This window comes from Vibrio sp. YT-18 (assembly GCF_033337345.1).
GTDB lineage: Bacteria > Pseudomonadota > Gammaproteobacteria > Enterobacterales > Vibrionaceae > Vibrio > Vibrio alginolyticus.
On record NZ_JAWOQO010000011.1, the window covers coordinates 149,117 to 161,742 of the forward strand.

A 12,626-nucleotide genomic window follows, 5' to 3' on the forward strand; every position below is an offset into this window, starting at 1 on the left:
CGTCGTATTAACGTGTTCCAACTAGACGAATATCTAATTGGTGAGTTTGTGCTTCATCTGTAATAACACCGTTATGTGTGTCGCTGATAAAACGCAGCTTTCCATCTACCTCAATGCGAGCACGAACGCTGTAACGATGGTTTGGTTTGATTTCATTGCTGTCGTAACTCAACTCAAAAGAAAGAGGAACTTGCTTACCTTCTGTTTCGAATGTCTGTTTCGCCAACACTTTTGCTGGCGCATCCGCCAAGGACACATCTTCTAACGCAATAGTAACCACTGCGTTTGGTGGCAAGGCAATCCGCTCGCGATAAGCCACTGTACCTGTAATCGTCTTCATTGACGCTTCTGTAGATTCCATTTCTGTATTTTGAGAAGTTTGGCAACCCACTAACGCAGCCCCAAAGAGTAGAGAAGTAACAAGTAGTAGTGTTTTTTTCATATATTCCTCGAAAAGAGCATTAAACCGAAGCAATTATAGGTGTGGAATATAAAACTGTCTGCTTCCTGTCACTTTATTTGACAATAGTTTGACTGAGTTAGAATTTATCAAACAATTGATTTTGTTTCATAATTGGAACAATACTATTTCTAAGTTACTCAATAGTTCTTAACTATGCCACTTCACAAGAGTGAGGCTGTTGAGGTAACTTGGAATGAAAGACAACGGTGAGGAGACACAATGAGTAAACCACTACGAGAATTGCTCAGCCTACTACAACTCGAAAAATTAGAAGAAGGCTTGTTTCGTGGCCAAAGTGAAAACCTAGGTTTGCCTCAAGTTTATGGCGGTCAAGTAATTGGGCAAGCGCTTTCTGCTGCGCGCTACACCGTTGAAGAAACACGCACGGTACACTCCTTCCATAGCTATTTTTTGTACCCTGGCGATCCAGAAAAACCTATTATTTATGATGTAGAAAATCTGAGAGATGGCCGTAGCTTTAGCACTAGACGCGTAAAGGCAATTCAAAATGGACGCCCTATTTTTTACCTAACCGCATCCTACCATGGCGATCAACCTGGGTTTGATCATCAAAAAGAAATGCCAGATATCCCTGGTCCAGAAAACTTTGCCTCAGAGAGTGAGCTCGCAAGCCATATTGCAGAATTTCTACCCAAACGCTTACGCAAAACATTTTGCGGGGAAAAGCCAATCGAAACTCGCCCCGTTACGGTTATCAACCCTTTGAAGCCCAAAAAAGCAGAACCCAAACAGTACCTTTGGATTCGTGCTAATGGTGAAATGCCAGAGAATCAGCTAATTCACCAGTACCTTCTGGCCTACGCATCCGATTGGGGATTCCTTGTAACAGCAATGCATCCACATGAAGTCTCATTAATGACGCCTAACTTTCAAGTGGCCACCATTGACCACTCTATCTGGTTCCATCGCCCGTTTAAGATGGATGAATGGCTTCTATATGCGATAGAGAGCCCAACGGCGAGCAATACTCGTGGGTTGGTCCGTGGCGAAATATACAACCAGCAAGGTCACTTAGTGGCGACCGCCGTGCAAGAAGGGGTGATGCGCTACACGAAATAGCTCGTGTTCGCTAGACGAAAAAAGGAGTGCTGTTCCGCACTCCTTTTTTAATGGGTATCAAACGATGATTAATTTGGTTGATACTTCATGTTAACAACCGACCATTCGTAAAGTGATTTCGGGTAACCATATTCGCCTTTCCCGTAAATGACATTTGGGTCGGCATAGAATCCACCTTTATTCGTTGCTAAAAATTCACGAACCCCACGACGGTAAGTAATCACAGGTGCTACTAACTCATACTCTACCTTTTCCATCTTCGAGTCATCAATTATTAAGAACCGAGTCATACGAATCGTGCTGCCGCTGGTGCAGTATCCTGGGTCATCATAGTCAATTGCTTCAAAAGGCTTGAGATCATCTTCGAACAGCTCTGATGTACATCCATCAAATCGAGCTAAGTGTACCCACGCTCCTTTTATTAGAGTTGGGTCATCGTTACCCACCGGCTTGAATGCAAGTAGTGCAATCTTACCTTTGCCGTATAATTTCAATTCTTCGTCCGTTGGCTCACGCACTGAACGAACGTTCATCAAACCAAACTCACTTTCTTCTAAGTTAGAAAACTCACGTGCATTTAGCGTGCTAAACAATACTGTTTGTTCAGTTTCAAGCAATGTATATTGATCCGCAACACCTTCATCTGCAAAGCTTAGATACAGCTGGACTTTCTTACTTTCCAACGCTTTGTAATCTCGAGATTCTCCTTCCGAAATGTCGAGAGAAATCCAACGTCTTTTTACTGGCGGGAGATCAAGTAACGTCAGCTCTTCCTTATCAACATCTAATGAAGCGACTCCTTTAATTGTTGAGCTGGATATTTGATAGCTGCGGTTTCCTATTGGTGTACCAAAGTCTAGCTTAACCTTTTTAAATGGTTCAAATTCCACCTTCATTGTAGAAGCACTTAAACCAGGGTGATTCGCTTTGTTAATAGTGCCATTTACGACGATTGTTTTAGCTTTGTAGTTGCGCCCAGTAAGGGTAACCTCTAATTGGTACGTGCCTGCATGCAGGATTTTCAAACGCCCTGTATCAGGAGAAACTAGCTCGACCACAGGGTCTTTTTGGTTAATAAGACGGTAACTTGCCTTCGCAATCCCACCACTCATCACTGGTGAGATAACACTACCAGCGGAGAATTCTACCGTTGGGTAAGTAACCGATACCGGGTTTGTGCCTTGTTTAATCGTGACCGAGAAACTACTTTCACCCGGATCCACTTTGTCGTCCCCCGCATCCGAAACAATAATTTTTGTGCTACCCGCGTTAAGAATTTGCATGGCACCCGTTTGGCTGTTTAAGGAAACCACATCTATTGCTGCGTTGTCTGCAAATCGGTACGTAACTTCCCCAACCGTACCAGAGATTTTCGGCGCAACAAATGTTTGGCCAACCTTCCAAATCTCTTCCACATCGGATTGAACTTCAATTCGGCTCGGCGCGCTCAAAATTGTCACGTAGACTTTTTGATCAGGACCAACGGTATAATTCGCGCTCTCTTTTCTGCGCACAGTTAGCGTCGCTTTACCCGCTTTATACACATGGAGACGTCCTTCACTAAAACCACCGACAACATCTGGTGCGGTGTTATCTACAATCTCAATTTGCTCGTCAGCACTCAAACCAAAATCACGGTGAAGATCAAAACTGTATTTGTTGCTGTATACAACGTCATAATCGTGCGTTGCCATCGGTTGGCCTTCAGCCTTTGCAACTTTGATGACGACATTAAATTGAATAGGTTGGTAGAACTCCCCACCATCGTCTTCAAACTTAAGGTCGTACTCACCCGCAGTCACTACCTCCAACTTGCCGTCAGTCATTCGTAAGCCATTAGGTAAGCTGCTAACTAGATTTACGTTACCTTTTTGCCCTTTAAACGCCAGAGGGATTGAAAGATTTGGTTGATAAGTAAGCGGCATTTCAATGTCTTTTATAACTGGATGAGGCGCGCGATTAACTTCAAGATCAAAACGAGTTTTGCTTGCAGGATAATTACGCATGTCATGCTCGTAAATTTCCACTTCAGCAGCACCAACACCTTTGATCAGTAATGCTTCACCATTTTCTGTTTTAGCAACAACGTCTTCACCACGAATGATTCTCAGCTCATAGTCACCGTAGGCGTTCGTCACCTTAGGGAAAATTCGTCCACCTTCCTCATAAGTTGTGACAATATCCGCTGCGCTGATTTCTTGACGCTTGCCTTGTTTTACATCCACAAAAAATTGCGCTGTTTGCTGTTTATCTAGAAACGCGTCGCTGTAAGTTGCAGTCGCTTCAACCGTTAATCGCCCAACATTATGAACAAGAAGCAAACCCGTTTCAGGGTCTAGCAACTCGGCCACCTTGCTGTCTGGTACGCTATTTATGATTTTGTAAGAAATACGTTGCGTTTGAGCTTTATCTAGACGCACTGGTTCTAACGTCAACCCTTCTCGATACTCGTCTTCAAGCAAAGCGAACTGTAATTGCCCCGGAGCGACTGCATGCAGTTTAACCGTAGCGCGAACTTGTTTCGGCAAGTAAAAGTCGTTACCTGAATCAGTAATCAGCACCGATGCCTGACCAACTGAACCTAATGAATATACCGACCCGTTCTCATCAACACGAATCAAGTTATGACCACTTTCTACCTCATAACTCAGTTCGCCTTTTTGGCCACGGACGATCAACGCTTTTCCTTCTGACTCAATCGCATTGAAATTCAGATCACTCACTGAAAGTTCAGTATTGATACCTCGCTCTACAGTCACAGAAAATCTTGCTTCAGAAGATTCATAAGCAGAGCTACTATCTGTAGCAAGAATAGTCGCCGTTCCTGGGCGCAGAATTTGTAGTATTCCTGAGTCATTAATTTTCACGACATTTGGCGGATTAGAATCAATGACTTGGTAAGATACCGACCCATGTACATTGCTCAGTTTTGCTTCAGTAACCGTTCCCACTCCTTCAAACTTCAATACCGTGTCTTCCACTTTTAATTGCGGACGGTTCTGCTTTGTTATCGTAGTTGGTGTCTTCGTATTGTTCGGCTTAGAGTCTCCCCCACCGCCACAGCCAGCAAGTAAAGCTGCGAGAAAAAGCAAATAGTAATTTCTGTTCATTTTTAGTAATACTTTGTTACATACAAGATGGGGCGATAATAATACGATGTTTTATTAATCACTATCCCCATTTTTGAGTACTTTATTACTTAAGTAATTGCTACTGTATTCATCCTAAAAACAAATACTCAAAAATAGCGACCAAATTACATGAAAACACAAAAAGCAAACGTTTAAATCAAACTCTTCCATTAATTTAGTAAAAATTAATATTCAATAAAATAAAACATGAAAAAGAAAGAGAAAAAATTGCGTTATTTTTTCTTTCATTATGATGTAAAGGATTAATGGACTGTAAAAACAAATGGTTAATGAAAAATAGAAGAGAGAATAAATATCGTTTATATTTATAAAAATCTGGTAGGAAATAGTTTTAAAAGCATAATCAAACTACCTTTTAACATTTAAAATACTAAAAGGTAGAATTAACATTAGATAGAATTCTTATAGGGCGAGTTATTTTAGGATTGGTAACTCTGTTGTGTATTTAATGGACTCCATAGCAAATGTTGAAGTCACATTAGATAGCCCTTTTACGCTATTAACTAACCGCTTATAGAATTCGTCAAAACACTTCATATCTTTGACTAGTACTTTCATCATGTAGTCATACTCGCCAGCCATACGATAAAACTCCATTACCTCAGGAAAGTCACTCACAGTTGTAACAAAATGGTGATACCAACCTTCGGAATGATCAATCGTTTTTAACTGAACAAATGCAATGAAAGATAGCTCGAGCTTTTCTGCACTTAACAACGCCACGCGTTTTTCGATGTAGCCCTCTTCTTCCAACCTTTTCAAGCGCTTCCAGCATGGTGTTGTAGTAAGATTGACTCGCTCAGCCACGTCATTTAATGACAAGGTGCTGTCGGTTTGTAGTAAAGCAAGCAGCTGCTTATCTATTCGATCTAAACTCATTTCTATAAAACCCATAAAATGCAGAAAATTTTTCTACAGATATCTTTATTAAGAGTAACAATAGCAAAGTTTTTCTCGGAAATTATAGATAAATTATCCCTATCTAATACTTATCTATCGATTTCCCAAGGAGAGACGCCATGTGTACTGACCACAATTGGATCAACAATGCAGTGCGTAAAATTGAAGCAGACTTCCAACGTTCTGCTGATACTCACTTATTTAAACTCGAACTACCTTCTCTTGATGGTATCGATATCTATCTAAAAGATGAGAGTACGCACCCTACAGGCTCTCTTAAGCATCGATTGGCGCGCTCATTATTTCTTTACGCTATTTGTAATGGATGGATTGGTCCTGAAACCACTGTAATCGAGGCGTCCTCAGGCAGCACTGCCGTTTCGGAAGCGTATTTTGCGCGTTTACTTGGCTTACCGTTCATTGCCGTCATGCCGAAAACCACTGCACGTAAAAAGATCGAACAAATTGAATTTTACGGTGGTAAAGCGCACCTTGTTGAACGATCAGATCAGATTTATGACGAGTCTCGACGCTTGGCTCAAGAACTAAATGGTCACTACATGGACCAGTTTACTTATGCTGAACGCGCTACTGACTGGCGCGGTAACAACAACATCGCGAACTCTATCTTTAGCCAAATGGAGTTAGAAGATCACCCGATTCCTAGCTGGGTAGTGATGAGTCCTGGAACAGGCGGCACATCCGCAACCATTGGCCGTTTTATTCGTTACCAAAAATACGACACCAAGCTTTGCGTGGTAGACCCTGAAAACTCAGTGTTTTACGACGCTTTCCAGTCAGGAAACCACTCATTGAAAGGTGATACTGGCAGCAAAATTGAAGGTATCGGTCGACCACGTGTCGAGCCAAGCTTTATTGCAGGTGTTATTGACGAGATGCGCAAAATTCCAGACGCTGCCAGTGTGGCAACCGCCCATTGGGTATCTCAGCTGATTGGGCGTAAAGTCGGCGCATCAACAGGCACCAATCTTTACGGTGTGCTGCAATTGGCTTGTGAGATGAAACAACGCGGTGAGAAGGGTTCCATCGTGACGCTTCTATGTGATTCTGGAGAGCGTTACCTAGATACGTATTATGACTTAACATGGGTAAAAGAGAACATCGGCGATATTCAACCTTACTTAGCTCAACTCGAAGTCATTCAAGCAAAAGGTTGCGTTGAGCCAGCTTGTTGCGGCTCAACTAACGCTTAACGTGCAAACTGGACTTTAAAAAAACAGCCCAACTTCATGCGGGCTGTTTTTATCGCTGGGTTTTACTTTTTCTGGCGCGCTTCAAACGCAGCCAATTGTTCTGGCGTTGCCGCTGGTTGATGATTTTGTTTCCATTCATCGTAAGTCATGCCGTAAACACGTTCGCGAGCGTCATCAATATCTAAATCCAAACCGAGATTTTCAGCCTCAGATTTATACCATTTGCTAAAGCAGTTGCGACAGAAGCCCGCAAGGATCATCAGGTCGATGTTTTGTACGTCTTTGTTGGCATCTAAATGCGCCAATAAACGGCGAAATGTCGCCGCGTCTAACTTATCTTGTTCTTCTTGAGTCAAGTTTTTGTATTTGAATTCAGCCACTTTCCTTTCCTTCTCTCTTATTTAACTAGCTTTCGTCACCATATCTAGTTAGTCGGTAGTCATGAGTAAGAAGTATGCTTTAGCGCAACAATTCCCATTCTAAAATCACTACCTTTGATAAAAGCTGATATGATAATTACCATCCATCCTATTGATTAAATTAACATTTAAACAAATCATTACAACGGTCTTTTACCAAGGTTATCGTCTAGTTATGAAAAACGCCATTCTATTATTGTCTGCCTTGACCATTAGCGTGCCAACTTTAGCTGCTCAAGAACAAGCTCATCAATCTTATTTTTATCTGGGTACTGGTAACGTTGGTTTTGATACACCGTACTTCGGCTCGGATAGAGACAATGAGTGGTCAACACCACATATCACAGTTGGCTGGGGTTACCATGTAAACCAATACCTCGCGTTTGAAGGGGTTCTGCGCTATTCACAAAATGAACTTAAGAACGATGCTCTAAAAACTGACTTAGATCTTCACTATTACCAAGCAGGTATGTCTGCTGTTGTAACAAGTGATAACTTAGGCGATACGCCGCTGTCACTGTTTGGTCGCGTAACTGCGCTTGGCACTCAAGCTGAAATGTATGTTCCAAACGAACAAAAAGTCACAGATGATTCAGGCGCGCTATTCAACATCGGTGCTGGTGTCCATTGGGATATGAGCAAAGATATCTGGTTACGCGCAGAGTACATTTATAATGTCGCAGATATGGGTTTTGAAGATTTTTACGACGGCTACGAAGGTGTACAAATCAGCCTAGGGAAACGCTTCTAATCGAACGCTTCCGAGCTAACTTTAAACCGATAAAGAGAAGCCGAGGTTATTACCTCGGCTTTTATGTTTTAACGTTTGATTTAAGGGTGCGCTATACGGCCCTTCGTATCATGGCTAATTGCTTTGTTTAACTCTACTTCTACATGACCTGGTGCTTGTGTTTTCGCCGAAATCAATCGGTACATTGCCGGGATAACAAACAAGGTCACCAATGTCGCAAACCCCATCCCGAAAAAGATTACCGTACCCACGGCAATACGGCTCTCATAACCCGCCCCTGTCGATACTATCAACGGAATTGCGCCAGCAAGTGTGGTAAAAGCAGTCATCAAGATTGGACGTAGACGTCGCGCAGCTGCATCAATGATCGCTTTTTCAAACTCAACGCCACGATCACGTAGCTGATTGGCAAATTCTACGATCAAAATACCGTTTTTCGTCACCATACCAATCAACATGATCATGCCGATCTGACTATAAATGTTCATACCTTGGCCCATAATAACCAAACCAAGAAAGCCACCAAATACACCCATCGGCACCGTAAACATGACCACTAACGGGTTTACGAAGCTTTCAAACTGAGCCGCCAACACGAGATACGCCACTAGCAGTGCCAATGCAAACACAACAGCAACACTCGCTTGGTTCTCTTTAAAGTCTTTCGACTCCCCCGAATAACTCACCGAAATGTCACCCGGTAAGTTGTCGATGGCTTCCTGGTCTAGGTAATTCAGCGCATCTCCTAATGTATAACCTTCCGACAGGTTGGCAGTAATAGTGATGGACTTCTGTTTGTTGTAGTGAGAAAGACGAATAGAGGCCGCCACTTCTTCAATTTTTGTGACCGCATCTAACGTCACTAGCTGACCGCTATTCGTGCGCAGATAAATCTGACTTAAATCTGCAGCATTATTAAAGCTATTTTCATCACCGCGAAGATACACATCGTACTCTTCGCCACGCTCAACATAAGTCGTTTCGCTTTTACCACCGAGCATGATTTCTAGGGTGTCAGAAATGTCTTTAACACTGACTCCTAGCTCTGCGGCACGCTGTCGGTCAACTGTAACCAATAACTCAGGCGTTTTTTCCGAGTAATCTATCTCTGCTCCTTCCATCATTGGTGATTCTTCTGCTTTGTTCTTTAGCATTTCAGCCCAAACAACGAGCTCATCGTAATCAGAGCCGCCTAATACGAACTGAACTGGCTCACTCGAACCACCTTGGAAACCTGGCATAAATGGGAACACTCGAACATCTGGGATACCTGCCAATTCTTTCCGTACTTTGTTAAGGGCTTGCTGAGCCGTGATATCACGTTCGTTCCAATCTTCTAGAATCATGATCACAAAGCCTGTCTGGTCTCCTGCCTGGCCACCAAACGCTGGCGTTTGGATGCTGAATGACTTCAGATAACCTTGCCCTAGTAATGGCATCAATCGGTCTTCGACAATATCCATATTGGCTGACATACGATTGTACGACGTAGCATCTGCACCGCGCACAAACGCGAATATCACACCGCGATCTTCTTGTGGGGTCAGCTGGGCCGGTACCTGATTCATCAAGAAATAGCTACCGCCCAAACAAGCTAGAATCACCAGCGGAGCAGCCCAACGTACTTTCAATGCACCTTTCAATAATGCGCGATAGCCACTCTCAAGCTTGCTAAACAAGCGATCAACCGCTTCATTGAATCGATTTGGTTTTACATTCGCTTTCAAAATCTGACTACCTAATACAGGAGTCAGCGTCAGGGCAATCAAAGAGGAGAATATGACCGACATAGCCAGCAATACAGAAAACTCTGTAAATAGTAGACCTACCATGCCATCCATAAAAGAGATCGGTAAGAACACCATCACCAGCACTAATGTTGTTGCTATAACAGCAAAACCAACCTCTCTTGTGCCTTTATATGCGGCGAGTAATGGCGATTCACCGCGTTCAATATGGTGGAAGATATTCTCTACAACCACAATTGCGTCATCCACCACCAAACCAATCGATAATATCAACGCCATCAAGGTGATCAAGTTGATAGAAAACCCAAAGTAGTACGCGGCAATGAACGAAGAAATCAGAGAAACAGGTACCGTAACCGCAGGAATTAAGGTTGCACGAGCTTGGCCGATGAAAATGTACAATACCAAAATCACCAAGCCGCCCGTGATAAATAGCGTGCTGTACACCTCTTCGATTGAACGCTCGATAAACACTGTCGCGTCGTAATCTATCGCAAGACGTGTACCTTCTGGTAAGAACTTCTGGATGTTATCGACTTCAGACCTAACCAGCTTCGCTACTTCTAACGGGTTTGCGTCTGACTGCGGTACCACACCAAGACTGATGTTTACTACACCATCACTTTTGAAGGTTGAGTTTTCGTTTTCTGCACCAATGAAGACATCTGCTACATCTTTTAAATAGATAGGTGTATTGTCGCTTGCGCGTTTAATGACAAGATATTGAAAATTTTCAGGCGTGTTATAAGTACGAGCCGTACGCACGGACATTACTGTTGAGTCGTTGCGAACTTCACCTCCTGGGCTTTCTAGGTTCTCACTTCGCAAAGCTGATGTAATGTCCGAAGCTGTAACTGAACGTCCAGCCATTAGTTCTGGCTTAAGCTTCACGTACATTACCTTGTACAAACCACCGGAGAGATCAATGGAGCTAACCCCTGAGATCAGGCTAAAGCGGTCCATCAATACACGTTCGGCATAATCCGTTAATTGAGTACGGTCCATCTCTGCAGAACTGAGATTGATGTAGAGCGATGCCTCTCCCGAGCCATTGTTCTTATAAACAATAGGGTCATCCGCTTCATCAGGTAGCGAGCGCTGAGCACGAGCTACGGCATCACGCACGTCGCTCACACCTTTGTTGAGATCGTAACCTAGCTCAAACGTGATCGTGATACGCGACATGCTGTTACGAGTAGTGGAGCTAATTTCATCAACCCCACTGATCCCAGAAAGCTGGTCTTCCAAAACGGAGGTAATTTGGCTTTCAATAATAGTCGCCGATGCACCCTCATAACGCGTACTGATAGAAACGACTGGGCTTTCTATATCAGGCATTTCACGAACGGCTAATTTGGTGAATGACACAAAGCCAAACACACACAACAGCATGCTCAGAACCAACGCCGCGACAGGGCGTTTAACTGAAACGTCGGACAGTAACATTAGTTTTCTTCCTCATCCGATTCACTGTCATTGCGTGTCACATCCGTGGTGTTCGCTTTTAGTGGCGCGACAATTTCTTTCACTTCGACACCATCACGCATGTTAACAATGCCTTGAACCACAATCTTGTCACCAATCTCAACACCAGATTCGATCACGACCTCGTTACCAACACGAGCACCTAGCGACACTTCTTGACGAGTAGCTTTGTTGCTTTCATCAATTACATATACAAAACGTTTAGTTCCGGAGTATTCAAGCGCTTGAACAGGAATGATTGGCGCCTTAATAGCAGGAAATGCTAGTGAAGCGTTCATCAACATGCCCGGCTTCAATTGATTTTCTGGGTTATCAAACTCAATACGCACGCGAAGATTCAGTGTTTCGGCGCTGATACGCGTATCAATACCTGTGACTTGACCAGTAAAGATCTGGCTACCCCATGCACTGGTTTTAGCAATGACTTCCATACCAATAGAAAGCATCGATAAATAGCGCTCCGGTACTTGTAAATCCAGTTCCATGACGGAAAGATCATCCAACGTCAAAAGTTCAGTACCCGCACTGACCATTTTGCCGCGGCTAAAATCGATAAAACCAACAGTGCCAGAAAATGGGGCAGTAATATGGAGATCAGCTAAATTGGCTTGAGCAGCATCAAGCCTCGCTTGTGCTATTTCAACACTGGCTTTTTGTGCATCGATTTCAGTTTGAGTAATCGCATTCCGCTTAACCAAACGTTGGAACTCTTTTAACTTACGCTGTTCATCTTTTAGATACGCCTTTGCCTCAATCAAAGCGGCTTGAGCCTTATCGTCATCTAACTTAATTAATAGCTGGTCTTGCTGGACATTTTGATTCGCTTTAACAGCGATTTGATTCACTTTGCCGGCGACTTCCGATGCGACAACCACAGACTCCGCTGCCTTTAATTTGCCGATAAGAGTTAAGGATTGATTGATCTCGTGCGTTTCTACTTGTTCAGTCACAACGGTAACCGCTGAGCCTCCTCGCATCGCAGCGCAAACCGATGGAGAACTCAGTAATATAGAAAGCGTTAAAACAGATAACGATAACGTGGCTTTCATGCTCATGATATTGACTTCTAAACGAATAAACTTATGTCATTAAACTGCTTACAGTTTATCAGTAGATACGGTGTTTAACGTCAAGTAGTGTAAATTCAAGTAAAAAGCGCGCCTCTCTTCTGTTCAAAGGACAAACAAAACGCTGACTTTCTACCATCTTTGCCCAAAAAGACAGCATTCAACGTAAAAACGTAAGAAAAACGCTTTACAGCCTGAGCGAGTTTGCTATGATTCGCTCCGCACTTGGGAGATGAGTTGGGAAAACATCTTACTAAGTATAAAAATCCTCTGGAGGGGTTCCCGAGTGGCCAAAGGGAGCAGACTGTAAATCTGCCGGCACTGCCTTCGATGGTTCGAATCCGTCC

General features: G+C 43.2%; 9 protein-coding genes and 1 tRNA gene. 4 read left to right on the forward strand and 6 right to left on the reverse strand.

Annotated features, from left to right (window positions below):
* Window positions 1-7: 7 nt before the first annotated feature.
* Window positions 8-442 carry a YbaY family lipoprotein gene (locus R7M72_RS16190; RefSeq protein WP_005378572.1) on the reverse strand — a complete coding sequence of 145 codons (435 nt, stop codon included), beginning with the start codon at window positions 440-442 and terminating at the stop codon, window positions 8-10.
* A 240-nt stretch (window positions 443-682) separates the two neighbouring features.
* Here R7M72_RS16190 and tesB point away from each other — a divergent pair, with 240 nt between their 5' ends.
* Window positions 683-1,543: an acyl-CoA thioesterase II gene (gene tesB, locus R7M72_RS16195; protein ID WP_005378575.1), complete on the forward strand. Its 861-nt coding sequence runs from the start codon at window positions 683-685 to the stop codon at window positions 1,541-1,543.
* Window positions 1,544-1,611: 68 nt separating this feature from the next.
* Here tesB and R7M72_RS16200 read toward each other — a convergent pair whose 3' ends face one another.
* Together R7M72_RS16200 and R7M72_RS16205 are read right to left on the reverse strand one after the other, a co-directional pair.
* Window positions 1,612-4,653 carry a hypothetical protein gene (locus R7M72_RS16200; RefSeq protein WP_053303256.1) on the reverse strand — a complete coding sequence of 1,014 codons (3,042 nt, stop codon included), beginning with the start codon at window positions 4,651-4,653 and terminating at the stop codon, window positions 1,612-1,614.
* A gap of 456 nt (window positions 4,654-5,109) precedes the next feature.
* A complete protein-coding gene (locus R7M72_RS16205; RefSeq protein ID WP_025998626.1) occupies window positions 5,110-5,574 on the reverse strand; it encodes an Lrp/AsnC family transcriptional regulator in 465 nt (154 codons plus the stop codon).
* A 140-nt stretch (window positions 5,575-5,714) separates the two neighbouring features.
* On the opposite strand from R7M72_RS16205, the gene R7M72_RS16210 reads away from it, so the two are divergent.
* Window positions 5,715-6,809: a PLP-dependent cysteine synthase family protein gene (locus tag R7M72_RS16210; protein ID WP_005389952.1), complete on the forward strand. Its 1,095-nt coding sequence runs from the start codon at window positions 5,715-5,717 to the stop codon at window positions 6,807-6,809.
* Window positions 6,810-6,871: 62 nt separating this feature from the next.
* On the opposite strand, the gene R7M72_RS16215 is transcribed toward R7M72_RS16210, so the two are convergent.
* On the reverse strand, window positions 6,872-7,189 hold the full coding sequence (locus tag R7M72_RS16215) for a DUF1244 domain-containing protein (RefSeq protein ID WP_005378586.1): 318 nt from the start codon (window positions 7,187-7,189) through the stop codon (window positions 6,872-6,874).
* Window positions 7,190-7,403: 214 nt separating this feature from the next.
* Between R7M72_RS16215 and R7M72_RS16220 the strand changes: the two genes are divergently transcribed.
* On the forward strand, window positions 7,404-7,979 hold the full coding sequence (locus R7M72_RS16220) for a porin family protein (RefSeq protein ID WP_017634755.1): 576 nt from the start codon (window positions 7,404-7,406) through the stop codon (window positions 7,977-7,979).
* Between the two features lie 80 nt (window positions 7,980-8,059).
* Here the strand turns inward: R7M72_RS16220 and vmeF are convergent, their stop codons facing one another.
* Entirely contained in the window at window positions 8,060-11,173 is a 3,114-nt protein-coding gene (vmeF, locus tag R7M72_RS16225; protein ID WP_318056253.1) for a multidrug efflux RND transporter permease subunit VmeF, read from the reverse strand.
* Window positions 11,173-12,267, reverse strand: coding sequence for an efflux RND transporter periplasmic adaptor subunit (locus R7M72_RS16230; RefSeq protein ID WP_206955003.1), 1,095 nt, complete (start codon window positions 12,265-12,267; stop codon window positions 11,173-11,175). Before R7M72_RS16230 ends, vmeF begins: the two co-directional genes overlap by 1 nt.
* A gap of 292 nt (window positions 12,268-12,559) precedes the next feature.
* On the opposite strand from R7M72_RS16230, the gene R7M72_RS16235 reads away from it, so the two are divergent.
* Window positions 12,560-12,626 (forward strand) — tRNA-Tyr (locus R7M72_RS16235).